This is a genomic window from Kitasatospora sp. SC0581 (assembly GCF_048159585.1).
Classification (GTDB): Bacteria; Actinomycetota; Actinomycetes; order Streptomycetales; family Streptomycetaceae; genus Kitasatospora.
In genome coordinates this window covers 43,216-68,984 of sequence record NZ_JBLRWA010000015.1, presented here as the reverse complement: position 1 = coordinate 68,984, position 25,769 = coordinate 43,216, and the positions used below count along the sequence as shown (strand labels likewise).

The window sequence follows — 25,769 nt, the reverse complement described above, 5'->3', positions numbered from 1 at the left end:
CGGGGAGGTGGTCACGGCGTGCTCTGCCACGCCTCGATCGGGTTGCCCAGCCACCGCGTGTCGGCGGGGACGGACTCGGCGCGCATCACCAGCGAGGCCGGGCCCAGCGTGCTGCGCGCGCCCACCGTGCTGCCGGGCAGCACGATGCCGCCCGGGCCCAGGGTGGCGCCCTCGCGGAGGACCACAGTATCCATCCGCATGATCCGGTCGTGGAAGAGGTGCGTCTGCACCACGCAGCCCCGGTTGATGGTGACCCCGTCGCCGAGGGTGACCAGGTCCGCCTCCGGCAGCCAGTAGCTCTCGCACCAGACCCCGTGCCCGACGTGCGCGCCGATCGAGCGCAGCCACAGGTTCAGCACCGGGGTGCCCGGCACCGCGCCGACCAGCCACGGCACCGCCAGCATCTCCACGAAGGTGTCCGCCAGCTCGTTGCGCCACACGAAGCCGCTCCACAGCGGGTGCTCCACCGCCCGGAACCGTCCGACCAGCAGCCACTTGGCGGCGGCCGAGACCAGGCAGGCCAGCGCGCCGGCCGCCAGCAGCACCAGGCCCGACAGCAGCGCGGCGGTCAGCGGCGAGCCGGCCGCCAGCCAGGACAGCGCCGCCGCGGTCAGCAGGCCCAGCGCCGCCGAGGCCAGCACCGGCACCAGCCGGGCCACCTCGACCAGCCCGCGCGCCCACAGCAGCCGGGCCGGCGGCTCGTAGGTCAGGCTCTGGTCGGCCAGGTCCGCCGAGCGCGGCAGCCGCATCGGCGGCATGCCCAGGTACGAGCCGCCCTTCTTCGCCTTCGCCGGTGTCGCCGACAGCACGCCCACCAGGCCGCGCTTGGGCACCGAGCGGCCCGGCGCGGTCATCCCCGAGTTCCCGAGGAACGCCCGCTCGCCGACCTTCGCCTCGCCGAGCCGCACCCAGCCGCCGCCCAGTTCGTACGGGGCGATCAGGGTGTCGTCGGCCAGGAACGCGCCGTCGCCGACCGTGGTCAGGCTGGGCAGCGCCAGCACCGTGGACACCTCCGCGCCCCGGCCGACCCGCATCCCGAGGGTGCGCAGCCACAGCGGCGTGACCAGCCCGGCGTAGAGCGGGAACAGCACCTCGCGGGCCCGGTCCATCAGCTGGGTGACGGTCCACGCCTGCCAGCCCACCCGGCCGTGCAGCGGGTGCGTCCCGGGCACCAGGCCGGCGCTCAGCAGCCGGACCAGCACCACCAGCTGCGTCGCGTACACCGCGCCGAACGCCAGCGTGGCGGGCAGCAGGCCGAGCAGCGCGCCGCCGAGCGCCGGGCCGAGCGCCGCGCCCTGGTCGACGAACCGGGACAGCACGGCCAGCGCGGCGAGCGCCGGCAGCGCCGGGAGCAGGCCGAGCACGGCACCGCTGGCGCCGTACAGCGAGGCCCAGCGGGCCCGGCGGGCGGGGCGCTCCTTGGGCCAGGCGCGTTCGGTGCGGCCCAGCTTGACGGCGGGCGCGCCGCCCCAGCGCTGGCCGGTCGGCACCTGCCCGGTGACGCTGGAGCCGGCCGCCACCTGGGCGCGCTTGCCGACCCGGGCGCCGGGCAGCAGCGTCGACCGGGTGCCGACCACGGCACCGGAGCCGATCTTGACCTGGCCGATCAGCAGCCGGTCGCCGTCCAGCCAGTAGCCGCACAGGTCCACCTCGGCCTCGACCGCGCAGCCGCGGCCCAGCTTCAGCATCCCGGTGACCGGCGGCAGCGAGTGCAGGTCCACCTCGGGCCCGACCTTGGCGCCCAGCGCCCGGGCGTAGCGCGTCAGCCAGGCGCCGGACAGCGAGTCCGCGCCGCTCAGCTCGGCGAGCCGCTCGGCGGTCCACAGCCGCAGGTGGACGGAGCCGCCGCGCGGGTGGCTGCCCGGGCGCACCCCGCGCAGCAGGAGCCGGGCGCCGCCCGCCGCGACGGCCAGCCGGCCCGCCGGGGTGTACAGCGCGAGCGCGCCCGCGCCGACCCACCACCAGGAGGCGGTGGGCGCCCACGGGTAGTCGCCGAGGTGGGTCAGCAGGTTCCCGGCGGCCAGCAGGGCGACCGTCCAGCGCAGGCCGACGACGGTGAACAGCGGGACCAGCAGGAGCAGCTGGAGCAGCTTGGCCCTGGTCGGCACCAGGGCGACGGTACGGGCCTCGGCGCTCTCGCCGGCGGAGCGCTCCAGGTGCCGGGCGAGCTTGCGCAGCGTCGGGTGCTGGTAGATGTCCAGCACGGCCGCGCTCGGGTAGCGGGTGCGCAGCAGGGTGGTCAGCCGGGCGGCGGCCAGGCTGCCGCCGCCGATCGCGAAGAAGTCGTCGCGCGGGCCGCCGACCCGCACGCCGAGGATCTCCGACCACTGCTCGGCCAGCCAGGCCTCGGTGCCGTACAGCTCCTCGCCGGGGCCCGCGTTCTCCAGCTCGGGCAGCGGCCAGGGCAGGGCGGCCCGGTCGACCTTGCCGGAGGTCCGGGTGGGCAGGGCCTCGACGGTCGCCAGCAGCGGCACGAGGGCGGCGGGCAGCTCGGCGCGCAGCCGCTCGACGGCCTGCTCGCGGTCGAAGCCGTCCTGGACCACCAGATAGCCGACCAGCAGCTGGTTGCCGCCGCGCGCGGTCCGGACGGCGGCCGCCGCGCCCGCCACGCCGGGCAGGGCCTGCAGGGCCGCGTCGACCTCGCCGAGCTCGATCCGGCGGCCGCCCAGCTTGATCTGCTCGTCGGTGCGGCCGAGGAACAGCAGGCCGGCCGGGTCCGCCTGGACCAGGTCGCCGCTGCGGTAGGCGCGCTCCCAGCCCAGCGAGGGCAGCGGCGCATACTTCTCGGCGTCCTTCTCCGGGTCGAGGTAGCGGGCCAGGCCCACCCCGCCGATCACCAGCTGCCCGGTGCCGCCGGGGGCGACCGGCAGGCCGGCCTCGTCCACCACGGCGAGGTCCCAGCCGTCCAGCGGCAGGCCGATCCGCACCGGGCCCTCGCCGGTCAGCAGGGCGGCGCAGGCGACCACGGTGGCCTCGGTGGGGCCGTAGGTGTTCCACAGCTCGCGGCCCTCGGTGACCAGGCGCTGCACCAGCTCGGGCGGGCAGGCCTCGCCGCCGAAGATCAGCAGCCGCACCTCGTTGAGGGCCTCGGCCGGCCACAGCGCGGCCAGGGTCGGGACGGTGGAGACCACGGTGATCTCCTGCTCGGCCAGCCACGGGCCGAGGTCGGCGCCGCTGCGCACCTGGGAGCGGGGGACCGGCACCAGGCAGGCGCCGTGCCGCCAGGCCAGCCACATCTCCTCGCAGGAGGCGTCGAAGGCCACCGAGAGGCCGGCCATCACCCGGTCGCCGGGGCCGATCGGCTCCTCCTGGAGGAAGAGTGCGGCCTCGGCGTCCACGAAGGCGGCGGCGTTGTGGTGGGTGACGGCGACGCCCTTCGGCTTGCCGGTCGACCCGGAGGTGAAGATGATCCAGGCGTCGTCGGCGGGGGTGGGGCGGCGCTCCAGGGCGGGAGCGCGTTCGCCGGTGGTCGCCAGGCCGCGCCCGGCGCCGAGCACGGCGGCGACGGCGGCCTCGCCGAAGACCAGCTCGGCGCGCTCGTCCGGGTCCTCGGCGTCCACCGGGACGTAGGCGGCCCCGGCGGCGAGCACCGCGAGGATCGAGACGTACAGGTCGTTGGTGCCGGAGGGCACGCGCACGCCGACCCGGTCGCCCGGGCCGATCCCGGCGGCGGCCAACCGGCGGCGCAGCTGCTCGACCTCGGCGGCCAGCGCGCGGTAGCTGAGCACGGTGCGCCCGTCGTCCAGGGCGGGCTCGTCGGGGTGGGCGGACACGGTGGCGTCCAGCACGTCGACCAGGGTGCGCGGGGCGGCGGCCGGGCGGCCGGGGAACAGGGCGAGGGCCGGCTCGGCCTGCGGCACCGGCGCCTGGGCGGGTTCGGCGTGGGGCGTGGACCCCTGGACGGGTTCGGCGTGGGGCGTCGGATCCTGCGGTGGCGTGGGGTACTGCTCCGGGTGGCTCGGTTCAGCTGTCATGGCAGCCGTGCGCTCCTCGTCCTCGCCCCGTTCCGACCGATGCCCGGCCCCTGGGGCGGTGGGGGCACCGCCTGATCGGGTGACCCCACTCCGGGGCCGGAGCGGACAACCCGACCGATGGTAGCCCCGGCGCGGCGACCCGGCAGGAGCGGACGCACGGCCCAACTGGCGCCGGAGTGGCCGAATCTGACGCTTCGTCAGTCAATAACTGAGCACCGTTGGAACCCATGTGACGAGGTGTCAGTGAAGTTGACGGATCGTCAGATCGATTCTTCGACCGTGATCCACGCCACAGCGAATGCTGCTCCCTTCGGGTGGCGGGCCGTCGGCGGGCCGGGTTTCGCGCTCCGGTCCCCTCGGTCCGGCCCCGGCCCGCCGTACGGCCCGGCGGTCAGCGGAACCGGTGCAGGTTCTCGCCGAGGAAGGCCTCCAGGGTGCGCGGAGCGCGTCCGGCGAGGCGGAGGAAGGTGTCGTCCGGCGTCTCCTTGCGGACCACCGCGAGCTGCTGGATCTCCACCACGTGGGTGGCCAGCCAGTCCGGCATCCCGGCCCGGCCGACCAGGTGGGCGTGCAGCTCGGACGGGCCCAGGTCGAGGTAGCGGACCGGCCGGCCGAGCAGCTCGCCCAGCAGCGCGGTGAGCTCCGGGTAGCTGTAGGCCCGCCCGCCGGTGAGCGGATAGGTGCCACCGGCGAGCTCGGGGCGGGTGAGCACCTCGGCCGCCGCGTCCCCGATGTCCCGGGCGTCCACGTAGTTGCAACGCGCCTGTCCCAGCGCGCCGTGCACCATCCCGGCGGCGGCGATGCCGGGCGCCAGGAGCAGCAGCTTCTGCATGAACGCGTACGGCCGCAGGACGGTGGTGGTGATGCCGGAGGAGCGCAGCCGCTCCTCGATCAGGTGGTGGCCGCGGGAGACGGCGACGGGGGAGTCCGGCTCGGCGGCGGGCGCGGAGACCTTGACGATGTGCTCCACGCCGCAGTCGACCGCCGCCTCGATCGCGTTCAGCTCGTACCGGACCTGCTGCGGGCCGTTGGCCATGGTGAGGAAGAGCTGGTGCGCGCCGTGGAAGGCCGCGCGCAGGGAGGCCGGGTCGGCGGCGTCCGCCGGGAGGGTGGCCGTGCGGGCGAGGGTGCGCTCGTCGAGTGCGGCGGCCAGTCGGGCGGGCTCGCGGCTGAGGGCGCGGCTCGGTGCGCCGAGGGCGGCGAGGCTGCGCAGGGTGGCGCCGCCGGTGGCGCCACCGGCGCCCATGATGACGATCATGACGTCTGCCTTTCGGGGAGGGGTGCGGTGGGGAGTCGGTGCTGTGCCGTGCGGGCCGGGCGGCTGCCGCGCCAGTGCCAGGTGGTGATGGTGGCGGCGATCGCCGAGGAGACCGGCAGGTCGATGGGGAGCCGGTGCGGCCACGGGCTGTCGGCCAGCCGGGGGACCTGCGGCAGCCAGTGGGCGGCGGCGAGGCCGACAGCCAGGCCGAGCGCGGCTCCGGCCAGGCCGAGGGCGGCGGCCGCGAGGGCGCGCGGGGTCCGGGCCGGCCGGGTGCGGACGGGGCGGCGGCGCAGTGCGGCGCCGAGGGCGGCGGCCACCAGGGCGGAGGTGCCGCCGATGGTGGTGAGCGCGGCGGCCACCAGCTGGGGCTGGCCGGTGACGGCTCCACCGGCCCCGGCCATGGCGGCGGGCATGGCGTAGGCGAGCAGGACCTCGCGCCACAGGACGAAGGGCGGGGGAGCGCCGGGGGCCTTCTTGCTCATCGGAGCGGATGTCCTTTCGTTTGTGGTTAGGCACCTAAGTATTTGTGCTTAGGTGCCTAACTATTGGGGCTGGGAGGAGGCGGGCCACCGAACGGCGGCCCGCCTGGGTGTGGATCAGTCCTCGGTGAGCGCGTCCATGCCCGCGACCACCCGGCCCAGCAGGTCCAGGAAGGTGGCGCGCTCCTCGGTGGAGAGCCCCCCGACCAGCGCCTGCATCCGGGCGAAGTGCTCGGGCGCCAGCTCCCGCAGCCGGTCGGCGCCCCGCGCGGTGAGGATCACCACGTTGCCGCGGCCGTCCTCGGTGGACGGCCGGCGGGCCACCAGGCCCTCCCGCTCCAGGCCGTCGACCAGGCCGGTCACCGTCGCCCGGGAGACGCCGAGACTCGCCGCGAGCTGGGAGGGCGACTTCTCGCCGCCGTGGTCCTCCAGGTCCGCCAGTAGTCGGTAGCGGCCGGTGGAGAGGCCGAAGCGGCCGAAGTGCACCTCGCCGGCCTGGTTGATCCGGGCGCCCGCCGCCATCAGCCGGGTCGCGACCAGAATCGCCTGCGGATCGGCCGAGAGGCCGTAGCGGGCGATCTGGCGGCGCGCCTGGTCGAGGCTGGGGGCGGTGGGACCGCCCTCGGAGTACTGGGTCACGAGAAGTAATATGGCGCCTAACTTGATTCCGCGTCAAGCGGGACGATGGGCTTGTGCCTAGGCGGCACGCGGAGCGATCCGCGGCGGCGTCCAGTCGGCGTGCCGCAGGACGGTCCGGACCATCGCGCCGGGCGGGGTGAGCCGGATCGCGGCGTTGCGCAGGCCGACCGCCAGGGGGTGGGCGAGCTGCTGGCCCATCCGGCCGGCCCGGCGGGCGTCCCGGGCCACGGTCTGGCTGCGCGGACGGCGGGCCGCGTCGTACCGGGCGAGCGCGCCCTCGACCGTCCGGGCCTCGGCGAGCGCCGCCGCCAGGGTCACCGCGTCCTCCAGGGCCTGGCAGGCGCCCTGGCCGAGGTGGGGCGTCATGGCGTGCGCCGCGTCGCCGAGCAGTGCGACCCGCCCCGAGACGTAGGAGGGCAGCGGGGTGGTCAGCTCGTTGATGTCGTGGTGCAGCACCGCCTCCGGCCGGGTCGCGGCCAGCAGCGAGGGGATCGGCTCGTGCCAGGGCGCGAAGCGGCGGCGGACCTCGGCCAGCGGGTCCCGGTAGCGGACCCCGGCCGGGGCGTTCAGGACCGCGTGCCACTCGGCGGTGCCGTCCGGGAAGGCGATGTGGCCGAACTCGGCGCCGTGCCCCCAGGTGATCTCGAAGTCGGCCCTCAGCCCGTCGACCGGGCGCTCGGTGATCGCCCGGAGCACCGTCGAGCCGCTGTAGACCGGCCCGGGGTGGTCGGGGAAGAGGCGGCGCCGGAGCCGGCTGTTGATGCCGTCGGCCGCGACCAGGAGGTCGGCCTCCAGGAAGTCGGCCTTCGGGCGGTCGGAGTGCTGGGGGGCGGCGTGCCGGGGGTCGGTCTGCCGGGGGTTGGCCTGCTGGGTGTCGGTCGCCGGGGTGGTGCCGCCGAACCCGACCCGGACCCGGAACGGCCGGGTGGTGTCCAGCTTGGTCACCTCGGCGCCGACGATCAGGGACTCGGCGGGCAGCGCCTCGCGCAGGATGCGGTGCAGAGCAGCGCGGGGGATCCCGACGATCGGGGCGCCCAGCTCGCGTTCCAGTGCCGCACCGTCCATCGCGGCGAGCCGGCGGCCGTCCGGCGTCCGGGTGCCGCCGGTGTACTGGCGGCGGGCGGCAGCCTCGACCGCCTCGCCGACCCCCAGGGCGGCGAGCGTGCGCATCCCGTTGGCGGCCAGCGAGATGCCGGCGCCCGCATCGTCCAGGACGGCCGCCCGCTCGACCACGGTCACGTCCCACCCCGCCAGTCGGAGCCCGATCGCGGCCGCCAGTCCGCCGATGCCGCCCCCGACCACCACCGCGCTGCTGCTGCTCATGCCCGGTCCTTCCCGTGTTGCCGCGCCGCTTTCTACATCTGTAGAAGGAGCGTACTACGGGGCTGTCGGCAGGTGGACGGGGGTGGGGGCGGGTCCGACGGGGTCCGCCGGGGCGGTTCGGGGTGGTGGGGTGGCGGTCGGCGGTCGGCTCGGACCGAGGTGGTGCGCGCCGGGTGCCGCGGCCCCGGTAGAAAGGAGGGATGCGGCGACACGAGGGCCAGAAACGGGACGATGCGGGGCGGCCGGACCGCCGGACGGTGTTGGCGGACGCCGCGATCGGGGTGCTGGCCGACCTCGGGGTGCGCGGACTGACCCACCGGGCGGTCGACGCGGCGGCCGGGCTGCCGGTCGGAACCACCTCGGCCTACCTGCGGACCAGGCAGGCCCTGCTCACCGCGCTGGTGCGGCGGCTGGTGGAGCTGGACCAGGGCGAGCTGCACGCCATGGGGGAGCGGGTGCCGGTCCGTTCGTCGGAGGAACTGGCCGACGGCATCGCCGAGTTGATGCGGCAACGACTGTCCGGCGACGGGCGGCGGCGCTCGCTGGCCCGGTACGCCTGCGCGGTGGAGAGCGTGCGCGATCCCGAGCTGCGCGAGATCCTCGTCCCGCGGGAGAACGCCGGGCGCGCCGCCGTTCGCGCGTTCCTCGCCGACCAGGGCGTGAGCGACCCCGACGGGCGGACCACCACACTGCTGGCCTGCGTCGACGGCCTGGTCTTCGAGCACCTGGTGGGCGGCGGCGAGCCCGGTGTCGACGCGATCCAGGGACTGGTGGCGGCCGCCCTGCGGGGAGCGGCCGCGAGTTGAGGCGTGCCGCTCCTCGCCGGCGCGACCCGGCTCGCGCCTGCGAGGCGTGGGACCATCTCCCGTCCACGGGCCGCCGAGCACCGGCGGGGAGCGCCGTGCCCTCGATGCCGATCGCGCAATAGCGGGAGCCCCTGGGTGTTCGGCCGCGCGGGAAATCCGCGCCCTTGTCGGCTGCGCAGGCCCCCCGCCGGACGCCGCCCGCCCCCACCGAACCCGGACGGCCGACGGTCGATCGGCAACGCGGGATGACGAAATCTCAGGTCAATCAACCGTCAAGTTGGTTCATTCACAGAATATTTCGCGATGTGTCACATGACAGGTGGATGATTTACGCCGCTCCCAGGTCTTCCCACGGAGATCTCCGACTGACAGGCTGGGGCCGCCCTTTCAGTACGGAGGAGGTTCCTTGTCCCGCATATCCACGCTGGCCGGAGCGGTCACCTGCGCTCTCGCACTTGTCACCGGCACCGCCGCCGCCGCTTCGGCAGCGCCTATTGACCAGACCCCGAGCCTGGCCGAGGCGAAGGTCGATCCCGTCGCCTGGACGCCGTGCAACCCCGACCCGACCAAGCCGGACCCCGGCATCTACGACTGTGCCGTCTACCCCGTGCCGCTGGACTACGACAAGCCGTCGGGCGAGAAGGTCGGCATCGCGATGATGCGGCGGCGGGCGAGCGACCCGTCGAAGCGGATCGGCTCGCTGTTCCTCAACCCGGGCGGCCCGGGCGGCAGTGGCTACCTGTGGGCGACGACCGCCCGCTTCGGCACCGAGGTGCAGTCGAAGTTCGACCTGGTCGGCTTCGACCCGCGCGGCGTGGCCCGGAGCAACCCGCTCAAGTGCTTCAAGACCCAGGAGGACGCCGACGCGGTCACCAACCGCATGGTCGGCGTGCCGGTCACCAAGGCCGAGATCAACGAGACGCTGGACGCGGACCAGGACTACACCGACGCGTGCAGCAAGAACGCCGGCCCGCTGATCGAGCACATGTCGACCATCAACGTGGTGCGCGACCTCGACCGGATGCGCCGCGCCGTCGGTGACGCCCAGCTCACCTTCGCCGGGTTCTCCTACGGCACCCTGATCGGTTCGACGTACGCCAACATGTACCCGAACAAGGTCCGCGCGATCATCGTCGACGGCAACGTCGACCCGAACCTGCGCCTGCACAACGGCCTGGAGTACGATCGCCAGCGGGCGAACGGCTTCGAGCTGGCCCTGGACGAGTTCCTCAAGCGCTGCCAGACCGCCGGCGCCCCGCGCTGCGCCTTCGGCGAGGGCGACACCCGGGCCAAGTTCGACCAGCTCCGCGACCACCTGCGGACCAGCCCGATCACGCTGCCGAACGGCTCCAAGGTGACGCTGAGCAGCTTCACCGGCGAGGTGGCCAGCGCCCTGTACTCGCAGGCCAAGCTGGCCCCGCTGGCCAAGTCCCTCCAGGCGACCTACCAGGTGTTCCAGAAGCCGGCCGCGGCCGCCCTGCTGGCCCCGCAGACGAACGTCTCGGACGAGGACGCCAACCTGCTCTCGGTGGACGTCCCGCGGACGGCGCTGCGGGAGGCCCCGGTCGACTCCGAGTACACCGCGGACGACTCCTACATGGCTGTCAACTGCCAGGACAAGCCGTACCCCTCCAACGACCGGGTGTTCGCGAACGCGGCCAAGGCCTGGGAGAAGGAGATGCCGACCTTCGGCCGCTACCAGGCCTTCGACGCGCCCGCGTGCGCGAGCTGGCCGGCCCCGGCCCGGGACGCCGAGCGCTTCTCCGGCCCGTGGAACAAGAAGACCTCCAACACCGTGATGGTCATCGGCAACCTCTACGACCCGGCCACCCAGTACAAGTTCGCCCAGCGGATGCAGCAGGAGCTGGGCAACGCGGTGCTGGTCAGCGTCGACTCGATCGAGCACTGCGCGGTCGGCCGCAGCCAGGCGCTGAACAAGATGGTCACCCGCTACCTGGTCGACGGCACCGCGCCGGCGGCCGGCCAGCTGCTGAAGCCGGACGCGGAGATCTTCCCGGCGGTCTGACGGAACGGCCCCCGGTGATCCGGGGGAGGGTTTGACGGTCGTGGTGGTCGGCGGTGCAGCCGGCCACCACGACCGTGTTTTCCGGGCGAGTTCCCAGAGGGCCGGGAGGGCCCGGAGAACACGGAGAACGCGGAGACGGATCGTCATCGAACCTCCCATGGAGCGGATTCCTGCGATTTGTCGGCGACCATAGTCCATGCCACTGACAATGGGATTCCGGCGTCACGGCGACGGTCAAGACCAGGCTGGACCAGCAGGAATGACGTACTGTCACACTTTCCATTAACCGATTCCCGTGGCCGGATATCCGTGTTAGCGTGCGGGCCGCCGGCTTCTCTCGGACTCGGGAAAGTGGGGACGGAACATGCGGTACGAATTCTCCCGGCGGGGATTCCTGGGCGGTGCCGGCGCGGCGGCCGCCGGGATCACCGTCGCTTCCACGGGCGCGGCGGCGGCCGAGGGCGCGCGCCGGGAGCCGCCGAAGGGGCGGTCGGTGCTCCCCGGTGACCCCCGCTACCAGACCCTCGCCCAGGGCTTCAACCAGCGGTGGAGCAGCAGTCCCGCCTACATCCGGCTGGTGGGCGACGAGGCCGACGCGGTCGCCGAGGTGAACCGCGCGCTGGACGCCGGGCTACGGCCGACGGTCCGCGGCGGCGGGCACTGCTACGAGGGTTTCGTCGACAACGACCAGGGCGTCATCCTCGACCTCGGCACGATGCGCGGCGTCGCCGCCTCGACCGACAAGTTCGGCCGGCCCACCTACGGCGTCGACGGCGGCGCGACCAACTGGGACGTCTACACCACGCTGTTCCGCGAGTACGCCGTCACCCTGCCCGCCGGGTCCTGCTACTCGGTCGGCGCGGGCGGGCACGTCTGCGGCGGCGGGTACGGCCTGCTCTCCCGGCGGCACGGGCTCACCGTCGACCACCTCGTCCAGGTCGACGTGGTCACCGTCCGGGGCGGCCGGGCGGTGGTGACGAAGGCGCACCGCGAGGACGCGCCGGGCTCGCCCGAGCAGGACCTCTTCTGGGCCCACACCGGCGGCGGGGGCGGGAACTTCGGGGTGGTGCTGCGGTACCACTTCGCGTCGGACGTGCCCCAGCCGCCGCCCCGGGTCTGGCTGAGCAGCGTGGCCTGGCCCTGGGCCGAACTGCTCCGGCGGCCGGCCGACTTCGAGACCCTGGTGGCCAACTTCGGCGCCTTCATGGCCGAGCACAGCGGCCCGCGGGAGGCGGTGTACCAGGGGCTGTTCGCCATCCTCAAGCTCACCCACCACTCCAACGGGAACGTCGTCCTGTTCAGCCAGTGGGACGGAGCGGACCCGGCCCCGCTCGACGCCTTCGTGGCCGCCGTCGAACAGGGGATGACGACGCGCCCGGTAGTGCAGACCCGCTCGGCCGGCGGGCTGTTCCTGCCCTACCCGGACAAGCGGCGCCGGATGCCGTGGTTCCAGGCGACCATGACGCTCAACCCCTCGGGAGACAACGAGCGGGGCAAGCACAAGTCGGCCTACCACCGGGAGCCGTTCTCCCCGGCGCAGATCGCCGCCTTCTGGGACTGGCTGACGCGGGACGTCGAGGGGGCGGACCTCTCGAACACGGTGGTCCAGATCGACTCCTACGGCTGCCGGATCAACGCCCGCCGCCCCGAGGAGACGGCCGTCCCGCAGCGCGACTCGATCATGAAGCTGCAGTACCAGACGCACTGGACGGACCCGGCCGAGGACGAGAAGCACCTCGCCTACCTGAGCGGGCTGTACCGCGACGTCTACCGGGAGACGGGCGGTGTCCCGGAGGTCGACACCGCGACGGACGGTGCCTACGTCAACTACCCGGACACCGACCTGGGCACCGCCGACCAGCCCGACCCGGACTACCCGCGCCTCTACTACAAGGGCAACTACCCACGGCTGCAACGCACCAAGGCCTACTGGGACGGGGAGGAGGTGTTCCACCACGCCCAATCGATCATCCCGGCCGGGCCCTGAGTCCGAGCGCCGGCGCCCCACGGGGGCGGGGAGGCACCCCGCATCCCCACCCCCGTAAAGCAGTCCTGTCGCGCGCATCCGGGACTCACCCCGGCGCCAACTCCCGGGCCCGGGCCCGTTCCGCTAGGCGGCCTGCTCCGCCTCCTCCTCGACGATCCGTCCGTCCCGGACCTCGATCACCCGGTCGGCGAGCCCCATCAGCGTCGGGTCGTGGGTGGCGACCAGCACGGTGACGCCCTCGCTGCGCACCACCGCGCGCAGCAGCTCCATGATCGAGCGGCCGGTCTCGGAGTCCAGCTGACCGGTCGGCTCGTCGGCGATGATCAGGCTGGGCTGGTTGGCCAGCGCACGGGCGATGGCGACGCGCTGCTGCTGGCCGCCGGAGAGCTCGCCAGGGCGCTGGTTGGCGTGGTCGGCGAGGCCGACCAGGGCGAGGAGGGTGTGGGCGCGCTCCTCGCGCTCGGCGGCCGGGGCCTTGCGCAGCCGCAGGGGCACGCCGACGTTCTCGGCGGCGGTGAGCATCGGGATCAGCCCGAAGGACTGGAAGACGAAGCCGATCCGCTCCCGCCGCAGGGCGAGCCGGCCGTCCTCGTCCAGCGAGGCGAGGTCGATGCCGTCCAGCGCGATGCTGCCGCCGGTCGGTGCGTCCAGGCCGCCGACCAGGTTCAGCAGGGTGGTCTTGCCGGAGCCGGACCGGCCCTTGAGCGCGGTGAGTTCACCACGGCCGACGGTGAACGAGACGCCGCGCAGGGCGTGCACGGTCCGCTCGCCGGTGCCGAAGCTCCGGCGGAGGTCGGTGACGGCCACCATCGGCTGGGTGGTGGTGTCGGCGGTGGCGGCCTGAGGCTGCGTCATGCGGCGTCCCCCTGTGGGCGTGGCGGCCCGGTTCCATCCGGGTCCCGTCCGGTTCTACGGATATGAGTGCTCCGGCGGTTCACGTTCCCGGGCGGGAATCCGAGAAGTCGGTGTCCCGGGCCAAAGGAGTGCGCCGAAGCCGGATTTGTGAGGTGTTCATGGCATTTCAAGTAGGGCATCCCCGGCCGGGATGCTACCAATGAAAGGAATTTGCTCACTGCTTACTTGATTCGCGCAAGTCCCTTCCGTTCCTGGATCGAATCTGACAGCATCGTCCGCTATCCGGCGACCGATAGCCGGTGATCAATGCGCCGGTGTGCCCGCGGTGTGTCCATCTGTGACCGATCTGCACGCGGATCGGCACTCGGATCGGACCGACGAGCGGGGCCCGGGGATGCAACCGGGGACGTAAGTCCGGGGGAGGAACCTGATGCTCGGCTTCGTCGTGCGCCGACTGCGCGGACGAGTGCCGCTGGCTGCCGCCGTCCTGCTCGCGGTGCTGATCACCACATCCGTGCTGACCGCCTTGGTCGCCTTCAACAGCAGTGTCGGCGAGGCCGGCCTGCGACAGGCGCTCCAAGGGCCCGGTCACGCACGGACCACGGTGACGGTGACCGGCGAGCACGGGCTCGACCAGCGGACGAAGGACGAGGAGGCGCTCGCCTCCTACCGGCAGAAGCTCTTCGGCGACCTGCCCGTGCACACCGACAGCGTGATGCGCAGCCGCTCCTACAGCCTGCCCGGCTCCGGGGGCGCGGCGAACGGCAGTGCGGCGAACGGCAGCCCGGCCAACGGCACCGCGGCCAACGGCAGCCCGGCGACCGGCAGCCCGGCGAGCGGCACCGGCGCAGCCGGCGCCTCCGCCGGCCAGGCCCCCGGCGCCCAGCTCGACCTGACGGTCCTCGCCGACCTCGACCGCGGCCGGGTCCAACTGGTGGCCGGCGCCTGGCCGGGCGCCGCCACCGGGCCGGCCCAGTCCGCCGCCCCGGAGGCCGCCGTCCCGCAGAGCCTGCTGCGCCGGCTCGGCCTGACCGAGCAGGCCCTGCCCGCCGAGGTCCGGCTCGTCGACCGGAACGACAGCAAGCCGCTGACCGTCCGGATCACCGGCGTCTACCGGGCCACCGACCCGGCCGCCCCGTACTGGCGGATCGACCCGGTCGGCGGTCACGAGATCGAGGTCGCCGGCTTCACCACCTTCGGCCCGATGATGGTCGACCAGAGCGCCTTCACCACGGCCGGCCTGGTCCAGAGCAGCCGCGGCTGGTCGCTGGACGCCGACTTCTCCGGCGTCGACCGGGCCGCCGCACAGGCCGTCGGCGACCGCGCCCAGCGCCTCTCCGATGAGCTGCGGACCTCCGGTTCGCTCGCCGCGAAGACCGAACTTCCCGACATCATGCGCGAGTTGTCCGACAGCATGGTGGTCGCCCGGTCCACCCTGCTGATCGGCGCCCTCCAGCTGGCGGTGCTCGCCGCGGCGGCCCTGCTGCTGGTCGTGCACCTGATCGCCGCGCGGCAGGAGTCCGAGAACGAGATGCTCGCCGCGCGCGGCGCCTCGGCCGTCCGGCTCGGCTCCTTCACCGCCCTGGAGTCGCTGCTGCTGGCCCTGCCCGCGGCGGTGTTCGCGCCGCTGCTGACCCCGTTCCTGGTCCGCGCGCTGGCCGGCCTCGGCAGCGCCCACCAGGTCTCCCTGGACACCGGCATCAGCTGGTCGCTCTGGCCGGTGGCCGTGGTCTGCGCGTTCGCCTGCATCCTGCTGGCCACCGTGCCGAGCGTGGTGCGCGGCGTCGGTGCCGCCCTGCGCCGCCGGGCCGGCCGCCGCCAGGCGGTGGTCTCCGGCGTCGCCCGCAACGGCGGCGACATCGCCGTGCTCGCCCTGGCCGCGCTCGCCTACCAGCAGCTCGACCAGTACGGCGGCGGGCTGTCCCCCGACTCCACCGGCCGGCTGGACGTGGACCTGCTGCTGGTCGCCACCCCGACCCTCGCCCTGTGCGCCGGCACCCTGGTGGTGCTGCGGCTGCTGCCGGTCGTCGCCCGGCTCGGCGCCCGAGCGGCGGCCCGGGGCAGCGGCCTCGGCCCCGCCATGGTCGGCTGGCAGCTGGCCCGCCGGCCCGGCCGCGCCACCGGCCCCGTCCTGCTCCTCGTCATGGCCGTGGCCACCGGTGTCCTGGCGCTCGGTCAGCACGCCACCTGGACCGCCTCCCAGCGTGACCAGGCGGCCTTCGCCACGGCCGGCGGCCTGCGCATCTCCGGCTCGCACAACGCGCCGATGGGTCAGGGCGGCCGCTACGGCAGCCTGCCCGGCGGCGACCGGCTGGTCGCGGTGGTGCGCGACGAGCAGCCGCTGCAGGGCGGCTCCGGCCAGCTGATGGCCGTGGACGCCGCCGCCTTCGCCGAACGCGTCCCGGTCCGCTCCGACCTGCTCGACAGCCGCACCGGCACGGAGGTCTTCGGCTCGCTCGCCTCCCCCGCCCCCGCCGGCATCCCGCTGCCCGGCAGCCCGCTGCGGATCGACGCGGACATCGCGGTGAGCCAGCAGGAGCCGAAGAACTCGCGGTTCACCAGCGTCCCGATCCAGCCCGAGGTCCGGTTGCTGCTGCGCGACCGCTTCGGCCTGGTCCACAAGGTCCCGTTCGGCGAGCTCCCGATGAACGGCCAGGTCCACTCCTCGATCCGGCTCGGCGCGCTGGTCGACGCCCCGGTGGGCTCGGTCGCCGCCCCGCTGACCGTGGTCGGCGCGAACGTCGCCTTCGGCGACCGCAGCGAGGGCGAGGTCACCCTGCGGAACCTGGCCGTCTCGGACACCGCCGACGGACCGTCCACCGCCGTCCCGGTGCCGTCCGGTGCCGGCTGGACCATCAAGCCGCCGGAGTCCCGCAACGGCGCGGGCGGCTCGCCGGTGGCCGCGCTCGCCTCCGAAGCGGCCGCCGCCGACAGCCTGTTCACGGTCCGCTACCACCCCGCGGGCGGCATCGGAGACCCGATCCGCGCGGTGCTGAGCCCGACCGGGGCGCCCCTGCCGGCCGCCGTCAACGGCGTCGCCACCCACGACTACCTGAAGTCCGTCGGAGCCTCCGTCGGCGACACCCTCCAGGTGCCGTTCAGCGGGGTCGTCGTCCCGGTCAAGGTGACCGGCGCGGTCGAGGCCCTCCCGGTGGCCGGCCAGCGGGCGCTGCTGCTGGACCTCGGCTCGGTCGCCCGGATGCTGTCCGTCCAGGACCGCAACCTGCCGTCCCGCACCGAGTGGTGGCTGCCCGCCACGGGGCCGGGCGACCGCATCCCGGCCGAGGCCGCCGCCGCCCTGCGCGGCGCGCCCGGCAGCCAGGACCTCGCGCTCTACGAGGAGGTCTCCGAGGGCCTCCTCGGCGACCCGGTCGGCGCCGCCCCGCAGAGCGCGCTGATGGCCATCGCGATCGTCACCGCCGTGCTCGCCGCGATCGGCTTCGCCGCCGCGGTGGCCGGTTCGGCGCACGAGCGCTCCCGGGACTCCGCGCTGCTGCTCGCCCTGGGCGCCCCGCGCAAGCAGGTCACCCGGACCGTCGCCGCCGAGAACGCGGTGCTGGTCGGCCTGGGCGGGATCGTCGGCCTCGCCCTCGGAGCCCTGCTCGTCCGGCTGATCGTGCCCTTCGTGGTGCTGACCCCGGCGGCCCGCCGCCCGGTGCCGGAGGCCCTGGTCGAGCTGCCGTTCGGTCAGGCGCTGCTGTTCGCGGGCGCGATCGCCGTCGTCCCGCTGCTGTCGGCCTTCCTGATCGGCCGCCGGCGCCGAGATGTGGCCGCGCGGCTGCGCCACGTGGAGGAGATGTGACCACCAAGGCCGGCACCACCGTGCCCACCTCCGCGCCGCCGCCGGCGCCCGAACCGGCGCGGGCCCACCGGCCCGCGCCCTGGGTCCGCACCCGGCTGCGCGCGATGCCGCTGGCCGCGCTGCTCACGGCGGCCCTCGCGCTCGTCACCGTCTTCCTGGCGGCGGCCTTCCCGCGCATCGCGGACCGGAACGCGGACAGCGCGCTCCAGGAGTTCACGCGCGGCCTGGGCACCAACGTCACCAACCTGGAGGTCACCTCCGGGCTGGCCCCCGGCGACGACGGCGCCGCCCTCGAAGCCCTGCAGCGGAAGTTCGACGCGCAGATCGGACGGCAGCTGCCGCTGAGCGCGTCCGCCGAGGTCCACGGCACCCGGATCAAGACCGAGCGGAAGATGTTCAACCCGGGGTTCACCCGGCTCTCCGACCGGGCCGTCCCGGGGCTCGGCCTGTTCTACCTGCACGGCCTCGCCGACCGGGCGACGCTGACCGCGGGCACCTGGCCGGGCCCCGCCCCGGTCGACGGCCCGCTGCCGATCGCGCTGAGCCAGCAGGCCGCCGAGGCCATCAACATCAAGGTCGGCGACGTCATCGAGAGCGGCACCGACGGACCGGTCGCGCTGCGCACCACCGTGACCGGCCTCTACCGGGTCAACGACCCCCAGGACCCGTTCTGGGAGGGACTCGGCTGCCCGTCCAGGGCCTGCCTGGGCGTCAAGGGCGAGGACGCGTGGTACTGGACCAGCGGCTTCGTCGACGGCGGCAGCCTGACCGCGCTGGCCCGCTGGGGTTCGAGCGGCCAGAACTTCTGGCGGCTGCCCGTGGACCCCGGCTCGCTGCGCGCCGACGAGCTCGACCACACCCGCGAGGTCCTCGGCTCGTACACGGCCGGCCCCGGCATGACCGCCCTGATCGACGCCACCCTCCGGGCCGACCTGCACGCCACCTCGCTGATGCCGGACGTCCTCGCCCGGGCCACCGCCCGCTACCAGGCCGCGGCCCCGCTCGGCGCCATCGGGCCGGCCGGTGTCGCCGGCGTCGCGGTCGTGGTGCTCTGCCTGGCCGCGGCGCTCAGCACGGACCGGCGCACGGCCGAGATCCGGCTGCTCCAGGCCCGCGGCGGCTCGCGCACGGGGGTACTGCTGCGGCTGCTCGGGGAGGGCGCGGTGACCGTGCTGCCCGCCGCCGTGCTCGGCACGGCCCTCGCGCTGGTGCTGCTGCCCACCCCGCGCTGGGGTACCCCGGTGCTGCTGGCGCTCGCCGTGACCCTGCTCGCGATCCTGGTCTTCCCAGTCCGGGCCGCGCTGCTCTGGGCGCGCCCGCGGGCGGCCGGCGGCTGGCGCCGGATGGTCGGCGAACTCGCCGTGCTGGCCGTCACCGCCGCGGCCGTGGCCGAGGTCCGACGTCGCGGCGTCGGCCACCCCGGTAGCGGCGTCGACCCGCTGCTGGTGGCCGCCCCGCTGCTGCTCGCCGTCTCCGGCGGCCTGCTGCTGGCGAGGATCGAGCCGGTCGTGGTCGGCTGGCTGGCCGCACTCGCCGGCCGCGGCCGCGGCCTGGTCGGCTTCCTCGGCCTGGTCCGGGCCGCCCGCGACAACTCGGGCCGGCGGCGGCCCTCCGCGCTGCCGCTGCTCGCCCTGCTGATCGCCGTCACCGCCACCGGCTTCGGGGCCACCGTGCTCGACACGGTGGACCACTCCCGGGCGCGTGCCGCGCGGCTCTCCACCGGCGGCGATGTGTCCGTCTCCGTCCCGCTCTACGCCAACCTGCCGGAGGCCTTCACCAAGACGGCCGGCGAACTGCCCGGCGTCCGGGCGGCGACCGGCGCGTGGATCGAGGAGCGGGCCACCTTCGTCGGCGCCGACCGGGAGACCGCCGAGGCCGTCCTGGTGGTGGTCGAGCCCGAGGCCTACGCGGAGATCTCCCGCACCGTCGGGGTCGGCGGGTACGACCCGGCCAGGCTGACCGCCGCCCCGGGCGGCAAGGACGGCCCGGTCCCCGCGCTGTTCAGCCGGGACCTGGCCGCGCACCTGGACTCGGGCGCACCGCAGGTGCGCACGCCCTCCGGCAGCCAGATGGCCACCAGCGTCGCGGGGATCGTCACCGCCACGCCCGCCTTCCCGGACCCCGGCAAGCCCTTCGTCGTGGTGCCGGCCGGCCCCGCCGCGGAGCACCTGCCGGAGCTCAAGCGGTCGAACCGGGTGAACAAGTGGTTCGCCGTCGGCGACGTCGATCCGGACCGGGTCCGCGCCCTGCTGCGGGAGCGCGCCATCGGCAGCGGCGAGCTCCTGGGGCGCGTCGCCAAGCTGATCGACGCGGAGGCCACGGCGGCCGGGAAGACCACCGCCGGCCTGCCCCCCGGCTACGTGGTGCACAGCAGCCGCGAGAAGATCGCCGAGCTGGCCGGCGACCCGGTGCAGCACGCCGCCGGGCGGCTGTTCTGGTACTCGGGCTTCGCCGCCGCCGGCTTCGCCCTGCTGGCCGTGCTGCTGACGCTGCTGCGGGCCGCGCCGGACCGTACGGCGGTGCTCGCCCGGCTGCGCACCATGGGCCTGCGGCCCCGGCAGGGCCTGGTGCTGATCATCGCCGAGGCGCTGCCGCAGACCCTGGCGGCGGCCGTCGGCGGCGGGCTGGTCGCGCTGGCCGCGGTCGCCCTGCTCGGGGGCGCCTTCGACCTCTCGGCGCTGGTCGGTGCCACCGTCGGCGAGACCCTGGCCCCGGCGGTGCTGCCGGTGCTGCTGCCCACCGCCGGTCTGGCCCTGGTGGTCGGCCTCGGGGTGGTGCTGGAGACGCTGGTCGCCGGCCGGCGCCAGATCGCCACCGAACTGCGAGCGGGGGAACGGCAATGAGGCCGGCACGGATAGCGGCGGACCCGCCGGGAGCGGCGGGCGGGGGCGGTGCACGGGCCGTGACAGCGGCCCGGTCCGCCGGGACAGTGGAGAGCGGTGCGATGAAGCAGACAGTCGAGACAGGAGACCACCGGTGAAGAGCACTCCCCAGGAGCGGACGGTCACCGAGGCCCCCAGCCTCCAGGAGCTCCAGCAGCGGGCCCTCGCCGCCGCCTCGCCCAAGGCGTACGGCGAGGGAGCGGCCATCGTCTGCGACCGGCTGGTCCGGATCTTCAGCGCGGAGGGGGTCGAGGTCCAGGCGCTCCAGGGCCTGGAGCTGACCATCCGCCAGGGCGACCTGGTCGCCCTGGTCGGCGCCTCGGGCAGCGGCAAGTCCACGCTGCTCACCATCCTCGCCGGGCTGGACGTGCCGACCGCCGGCACCGCCACCGTGGCCGGCTGCGACCTGCTGGAGATGTCGGTCAAGGAGCGGCTGCGCTACCGGCGCGAGGTGGTCGGTTTCATCTGGCAGCAGACCGCCCGCAACCTGCTGCCCTTCCTCACCGCCGCCGAGAACATCGCCCTGCCGATGCAGCTGCGCGGCCGTCGTTCGGGCGCCGGCGGGGCCCGGCAGCAGGCGGCCCGGGTCGCGGAGCTGATGGAGGCGCTGGAGATCGGCGAGCTCGCCCACCGCAAGCCCAACGAGCTCTCCGGCGGCCAGCAGCAGCGGGTGGCGATCGCGGTGGCGATGGCCAACAACCCGCCGGTGCTGCTCGCCGACGAGCCCACCGGTGAGCTGGACTCGGAGACCGCCGGGATCATCTTCGAGTCCTTCCGCACCGTCAACCGCGAACTGGGCGCCACCGTCGTGATCGTCACCCACGACCCGATGGTCGCGGGCGAGGTCCGTCGCACGGTCGCGATCCGGGACGGGCGGACCGCCAGCGAGGTGCTGCGCCGCACCGTGACGGACGAGCACGGCGAGGAGTCGGTGAACGAGCGCGAGTACGTGATGCTGGACCGCAGCGGCCGGGTGCAGCTGCCGGTCAAGTTCCTGGAGTCGCTCGGCATGGAGCACCGGGTGGCGGTCGATCTCGCCGCCGACCACATCGAGGTCCGGCCGGACGACATCGCCGGGCACTGACCGGCGGTGGGCGGCGCGGCGTCAGCTGTCGCCGCCCATCCGCTGGAAGAGGCCGCTGCCCTCGGCGTCCGCCCGGAGGTCGGGCGGCGCCTCCTCCGCGGCGCGCTCGCCGCGCGAGGTGGCGGTGCAGAGGGCGAAGACGATCAGGGCACTGGCCGCCACGGCGAGGATGCCCAGTGCGGTCAGGACGCGTAGCCAGGTCAAGGGAGTGCCTCCTGGGGGGACGGTGCGGCCCACAGCGACGTGCACGGCGCTGCCGGGGATGTATCGGCAGGTCGGGCCGCACGATCGAGTGCCCACGGACGGTTCTTCCCGCCGGGTGGCGCACGAGAGGTCGCCCGCGTAGGCGCTCGATGCACTCGTCGGGCGCGTCACACCCCGTCGCGCGCCCCCGCGGTGGCGGCCGCCCGTCCGCTCCCGGCGTCCACCTGGGCCCGCATGGCGGCGAGGTCCGGCTTCCCGAGACCGTTCAGCGGGATCGCGGGCAGCAGCAGGAGTGAGTCCGGGGCGCACCGGCCGAGGCCGTGCGCCCGGGCCCAGCGGTGCAGCTGCTCGGCCGTCAGCCGCGAGCCGGGGACGAGGGCGACGGCGGCGTGCACCCGCTCCAGGCGGTCCGGGTCGGTGGTCGTGAACATCACCGCCTCGCGGACCTCCGGGTGGGTGCGCAGCGGCTCCTCGATCTCGCGGGGGAACACATTGTGCCCCTCGACGACCGCCATCGGGTCCCGCCGCCCGGCCACCGTCAGATAGCCGGCCGCGTCCAGGCTGCCCAGGTCGCCGGTGTGCAGCCAGCCGTCCCGGAGCACCTGCCCGGTCAGCTCCGGATCGCGCCAGTAGCCGGCCATCGCGGTCGGCGTCCGGACGCAGATCTCCCCGGTCCGGTCCGGCGGCAGCTCGGCGCCGTCCTCGTCCAGGACGCGCAGCCCGGTGTCCGGGTACGGGCGGCCCGCGGTGGTCAGCAGCCGCGGTGCCAGGTGCTCGTCCGGGCCCAGCCGGGCGACCGGCCCGCACTCCGTCAGGCTGTAGGTCTGGTGCAGCACCCGGCCCAGCCGCCGGGTCGCCTCGGCGAGCCGCCGCGGCGAGGGCGCGCAGCCGGTGTAGCCGACCCGGCGCAGGCTGCCGGTGTCGGTCGTCGGCAGCAGCGGGTGGTCCAGCAGCCGGTACAGCAGGTGCGGCGGCAGGTACATCCGGGACACCCGGTGCCGCTCGACCGCCGCCAGCACGGCCCCGGCGTCGAACCCGTCCTGCATCACCACCGTGCCCCCCGCCGCCAGCGCCAGGTCCGCCGTGGTGCCGCCGCCGTGGCAGAGCGGGGTGCACAGCAGGAAGACCGAGCCGGCCAGCAGCGGCGGGCGCGGCGGACGGGCGAAGCGGCGCAGCACCCCCTTCGGGCGCCCGGTCGTGCCGCCGGTGAACCGCACCGCCATCACGTCCTCGGGCCGGTAACGGGGCGCCAGCGGGGCGGGGGAGCGGGCCGCGGCGAGGTCCAGCAGGTCCGTGCCGAGCCCGAGCGGCGACGGGCCCAGCGAGAGGAGGACGGCCGACGGCACGGCCCGCGCGACCCCGTCGGCCGCCGCCGCGCACCGGACCGGGTCGAAGACCAGCGCGGACGTCCCGGCGAACTCCGCCAGCGCCACCTGCTCGGCGACCGGCCCGTCCGGGAACGGCATCGCCACCCGGCAGCCCAGCAGATTCGCGGCCAGCCGCACCAGCAGCGCCTCCGGCCGGTTTCCGGCCAGCACCGTCACCCCGTCCCCGCGCCCGAGCCCGGCCCGCTCCAGCGCGCGGGCGGCGCGGTGCACCAGGTCCAGGCAGCGCTGCCCGGTCCACTCCTCGTCCCCGTACCGGAGCGCCACCCGGGCGGGATCGCGGGCGAGCCCGTCCAGCACCAGCGCGGTGTACGTCGGAGCCGCCTCCGCCATGGCCCGTCCTCCTGTCTGACGGCTCGTCAGCCTAGTGGACGGCGGGCCCACGGGTGCACTGCGGTCGCCGGGGGCCCAGGAGTCCCGACGGGTGCGGGTGGGCGCCGACGGACCGGTGCGGGCCTGCGGGGTCCCCTCGGCCCCCGGCCGGAGGGCGCCCCCGCTTCCTCTCCGCGAGGCGCGCACGCCCGACGCCGAGGCCCGGTCCGGCCGGATCCGCCGAGCGGCCGGCCGGGCGTTGTTGTTAGGGTTCCCGGTCGGACGTGAACGGGGGCTCGGACTGGTGGGCGGCGGGGTGGATGCGGTCGTGGCGCCGCGCGGCGTGGTCGATCTGCGGGGCGAGGCCGGGGCGGGGTTCGTCACCGCCTACCCGGCCGACGCCGTCGTGGTGGTGTCCGGGCTGCCGGGGGCCGGGAAGAGCACGCTGCTGCGGCGCTGGTCCGGGGCGGCGGTCCGGGCCGTGGACCCGCGGACGGTGCACGAGGCCTGCGAGGCCGTGATGCCCGCCGCCCTGCCGTACGCGGTGTACCGGCCGTGGGCCCGGCTGGAGCACTTCCGGCTGCTGCGCTCCTCGGTGCGCGGTGGCGGCCCGCTGCTGGTGCACGACTGCGGCAGCCGCGCCTGGATGCGGCGCTGGCTCGCCCGGGAGGCGGCCCGCCGGGGCCGCGAACTGCACCTGGTGCTGCTGGACGTCGGCGCCGCCACCGCGCTGGACGGCCAGCGGGCCCGCGGCCGGCACGCCTCCGGCCGGGTCTTCGCCCGCCACCGCCGCGGCCTGGAGCGGCTGTTGGCCGCCTTCACCCGGCACGTGCGCGCCGGCGGCCCGATGCCGACCCCGGAGGCCTCGTCCGTCCTGCTGCTGGACGCGGCCTCCCGCTCCCGCGCCGAGACGGTCCGCTTCGGCGCGGCGGGCTGATCCGGGCCGGCGGCCGCCGTCACCGACGGGCCCGGCGCTCGGCCTCGGCGTGCCACCAGCCGGGCGGGGAAGGTCCGTTGACGACCGCGGACGCCTGCTCGGGGTGCAGCCCGAGCGTCCGCAGGGCGTCGGCGTGGACCCGGACCTCGAACCAGCCGTGCCAACGGCCGTCCGGTCCGACCCCGCAGAGCAGGTCACTGCGTACCGCTTCCGCGGCGATGGGCATCCAGTCGATGCCCCGGTCGCGCAGTCAAGCGCGGAGGGCGGCCGGCGGGGTCGGGCGGCCGGGCAGATTCTCGTACGCCGCGATGGTGATCCAGTCGTCGGGTTCGCTCATGCGGCCATGCTGACACGGATCGGATCGGGTCGGCAGTGGAAAAGGAGTCGGGGCGGCGGAACCCGCCTTCGCCGGGCGGGCGTTGGCGGCCGGGAGTGGCGTTAAACCGGTCGCCTCCCACCCGGGCCCGGGCCTACCCTCGGCGGCGTGCCGGACGATCGAGCGCAGGGGGGCGGATGAGCCAGGCCGAGGCCGTGAGGGTGGTCAACACGCTGGGCGCGCGCTGGGTCGGGCAGGTCGACCCGGAGGGTGGGACGGTCCTGATGCCGGCCGGTGTCTGGCCGCTGCTCGGCCTGCTGGCGCCGGCCGGAAGCCCCGCCGTCCAGGGCGAGTTGACGCAGGCCCTGGGTCTGCCGCCGGAGGCTGCCGCCGAGCGGGCCCGGGAACTCCTCGGTCTGCTGGAGGGCATCCCGGCGGTCGGCTCGGCCCTCGGGCTCTGGACGGGTGAGCGGCTGCGGCTGCGCCCGGAGTGGCCGGCCGGGCTGCCAGCGGGTGTACACGGGCGGCTCTCCGGTGACGTCCGGCAGGACCAGGCGCGGCTGGACGCCTGGGCCGCCCGGGCCACCGGCGGTCTGATCGACGCCATGCCGGTGCGGTTGGACCGGGAGACCCGCCTGGTGCTGGCCGCGGCGCTCACCGTCCGGACCGACTGGATCCGGCCGTTCGACGAGATCGACGGTCCGCCGGAGGGTCCGGCGGACGCCTGGGGCAGGCCCGTCCGGTACCTGTCGCGGTACACCTGCCTGCTGGACCGGGCCGCCGTGCTGGAGTCACCGACCGGGCTCGTCACCGAAGTGCGGGTGCACGGGTACGGGGACATCAGTGTCCATCTGCTGCTCGGCGAGCCCGGCGCGTCGCCCGGCCGGGTGCTGGCCACCGGCATCGAGGCGTTGAGCGGGCGCCACCGCCGGACCACCGCCGACCGCCTGCCCGTCGGCGCCCCTGGCCCCGGCCTGACGATCGACCTAATCCGGCGGTACGAGCCGGAGGACCTGTTGGCCGTGGACGTCCCGCGGTTCACCGTCGGGGCCGACCACGATCTGCTCGCCCGCCCCGACCTCTTCGGCCTGGCCACACTGGGGACCCGCTCGGAGACTGAGCACCGCCTGCCCGGGCTCGGCGGAGCGGAACCGCTGTTCATCGACGGCGCCCGGCAGCGCGCCACCGCGACCTTCGGCCCGGACGGCTTCCGGGCCGCCTCGGTGACCGCCCTCGGAGTCGCCGGGAGCGGCGCCGCGCGCCCGCGCCCGTCGTACCTGCGGCGGATCGTCCGGGCCGGCTTCGGACGGCCGTTCGGCTTCGTCGCCGTCCACCGCACCTCCGGTCTGCTCCTGGCCGCGGGCTGGGTCACCGACCCGGACCCCGCGACCGGTGTCCGGGCCTGAACCTCCTGGCAGGCAGGCCCGGGCGGCCGGAGGGGCACCGGCGAGAACCGGCCTGCCGGAGGGTCATGATCGTCACTTCGCCCCCGCGGCG

General features: G+C 75.1%; 17 protein-coding genes. 8 read left to right on the top strand and 9 right to left on the bottom strand.

Translation table 11 applies throughout. The features are described 5' to 3' along the window. Nucleotides 1-11: 11 nt before the first annotated feature. From ACLWS4_RS22630 to ACLWS4_RS22610, 5 genes are all read right to left on the bottom strand, one after another. The gene (locus ACLWS4_RS22630) at nucleotides 12-3,974 is read right to left on the bottom strand and encodes a Pls/PosA family non-ribosomal peptide synthetase (protein WP_416875056.1); all 3,963 of its coding nucleotides are present in this window, start codon (nucleotides 3,972-3,974) and stop codon (nucleotides 12-14) included. Nucleotides 3,975-4,365: 391 nt separating this feature from the next. Next, entirely contained in the window at nucleotides 4,366-5,232 is an 867-nt protein-coding gene (locus tag ACLWS4_RS22625; protein ID WP_416875055.1) for an NmrA family NAD(P)-binding protein, read from the bottom strand. After that, entirely contained in the window at nucleotides 5,229-5,717 is a 489-nt protein-coding gene (locus tag ACLWS4_RS22620) for a hypothetical protein (RefSeq protein ID WP_181970462.1), read from the bottom strand. The genes ACLWS4_RS22625 and ACLWS4_RS22620 overlap by 4 nt, the downstream gene beginning before the upstream one ends. Before the next feature lie 114 nt (nucleotides 5,718-5,831). Continuing rightward, on the bottom strand, nucleotides 5,832-6,353 hold the full coding sequence (locus ACLWS4_RS22615) for a MarR family winged helix-turn-helix transcriptional regulator (protein ID WP_375874967.1): 522 nt from the start codon (nucleotides 6,351-6,353) through the stop codon (nucleotides 5,832-5,834). Between the two features lie 57 nt (nucleotides 6,354-6,410). Continuing rightward, nucleotides 6,411-7,676 carry an FAD-dependent monooxygenase gene (locus ACLWS4_RS22610; RefSeq protein WP_416875054.1) on the bottom strand — a complete coding sequence of 422 codons (1,266 nt, stop codon included), beginning with the start codon at nucleotides 7,674-7,676 and terminating at the stop codon, nucleotides 6,411-6,413. A gap of 200 nt (nucleotides 7,677-7,876) precedes the next feature. On the opposite strand from ACLWS4_RS22610, the gene ACLWS4_RS22605 reads away from it, so the two are divergent. From ACLWS4_RS22605 to ACLWS4_RS22595, 3 genes are all read left to right on the top strand, one after another. After that, a complete protein-coding gene (locus ACLWS4_RS22605; protein WP_416875053.1) occupies nucleotides 7,877-8,482 on the top strand; it encodes a TetR/AcrR family transcriptional regulator in 606 nt (201 codons plus the stop codon). A gap of 406 nt (nucleotides 8,483-8,888) precedes the next feature. Then, the gene (locus tag ACLWS4_RS22600) at nucleotides 8,889-10,508 is read left to right on the top strand and encodes an alpha/beta hydrolase (protein WP_416875052.1); all 1,620 of its coding nucleotides are present in this window, start codon (nucleotides 8,889-8,891) and stop codon (nucleotides 10,506-10,508) included. 364 nt (nucleotides 10,509-10,872) lie between these two features. Continuing rightward, on the top strand, nucleotides 10,873-12,495 hold the full coding sequence (locus tag ACLWS4_RS22595; RefSeq protein ID WP_416875051.1) for an FAD-dependent oxidoreductase: 1,623 nt from the start codon (nucleotides 10,873-10,875) through the stop codon (nucleotides 12,493-12,495). Nucleotides 12,496-12,618: 123 nt separating this feature from the next. Here the strand turns inward: ACLWS4_RS22595 and ACLWS4_RS22590 are convergent, their stop codons facing one another. Next, nucleotides 12,619-13,350 (bottom strand): ABC transporter ATP-binding protein, encoded by a 732-nt coding sequence (locus ACLWS4_RS22590; protein ID WP_049656422.1) that lies wholly within the window; start codon nucleotides 13,348-13,350, stop codon nucleotides 12,619-12,621. A 430-nt stretch (nucleotides 13,351-13,780) separates the two neighbouring features. Between ACLWS4_RS22590 and ACLWS4_RS22585 the strand changes: the two genes are divergently transcribed. The 3 genes from ACLWS4_RS22585 (at nucleotide 13,781) to ACLWS4_RS22575 (ending at nucleotide 21,118) form a co-directional block, all read left to right on the top strand. Further along, complete coding sequence (locus tag ACLWS4_RS22585) at nucleotides 13,781-17,152, top strand: ABC transporter permease (RefSeq protein ID WP_416875050.1); 3,372 nt, start codon at nucleotides 13,781-13,783, stop codon at nucleotides 17,150-17,152. Next, a complete protein-coding gene (locus ACLWS4_RS22580; RefSeq protein WP_416875049.1) occupies nucleotides 17,149-19,995 on the top strand; it encodes a hypothetical protein in 2,847 nt (948 codons plus the stop codon). Before ACLWS4_RS22585 ends, ACLWS4_RS22580 begins: the two co-directional genes overlap by 4 nt. A 133-nt stretch (nucleotides 19,996-20,128) precedes the next feature. Next, nucleotides 20,129-21,118, top strand: a complete 990-nt coding sequence (locus tag ACLWS4_RS22575) for an ABC transporter ATP-binding protein (RefSeq protein WP_049658967.1) — start codon at nucleotides 20,129-20,131, stop codon at nucleotides 21,116-21,118. A gap of 21 nt (nucleotides 21,119-21,139) precedes the next feature. Here the strand turns inward: ACLWS4_RS22575 and ACLWS4_RS22570 are convergent, their stop codons facing one another. After that, entirely contained in the window at nucleotides 21,140-21,322 is a 183-nt protein-coding gene (locus ACLWS4_RS22570; protein ID WP_049658969.1) for a hypothetical protein, read from the bottom strand. A gap of 167 nt (nucleotides 21,323-21,489) precedes the next feature. Next, complete coding sequence (locus ACLWS4_RS22565) at nucleotides 21,490-23,040, bottom strand: AMP-binding protein (RefSeq protein ID WP_416875048.1); 1,551 nt, start codon at nucleotides 23,038-23,040, stop codon at nucleotides 21,490-21,492. 295 nt (nucleotides 23,041-23,335) lie between these two features. Here ACLWS4_RS22565 and ACLWS4_RS22560 point away from each other — a divergent pair, with 295 nt between their 5' ends. Continuing rightward, nucleotides 23,336-23,956, top strand: coding sequence for an AAA family ATPase (locus ACLWS4_RS22560; protein WP_416875047.1), 621 nt, complete (start codon nucleotides 23,336-23,338; stop codon nucleotides 23,954-23,956). Nucleotides 23,957-23,975: 19 nt separating this feature from the next. On the opposite strand, the gene ACLWS4_RS22555 is transcribed toward ACLWS4_RS22560, so the two are convergent. Further along, nucleotides 23,976-24,182, bottom strand: a complete 207-nt coding sequence (locus ACLWS4_RS22555) for a hypothetical protein (protein ID WP_416875046.1) — start codon at nucleotides 24,180-24,182, stop codon at nucleotides 23,976-23,978. 287 nt (nucleotides 24,183-24,469) lie between these two features. On the opposite strand from ACLWS4_RS22555, the gene ACLWS4_RS22550 reads away from it, so the two are divergent. Then, the gene (locus ACLWS4_RS22550) at nucleotides 24,470-25,678 is read left to right on the top strand and encodes a proteinase inhibitor I4 serpin (RefSeq protein WP_416875045.1); all 1,209 of its coding nucleotides are present in this window, start codon (nucleotides 24,470-24,472) and stop codon (nucleotides 25,676-25,678) included. Nucleotides 25,679-25,769 lie beyond the last annotated feature (91 nt).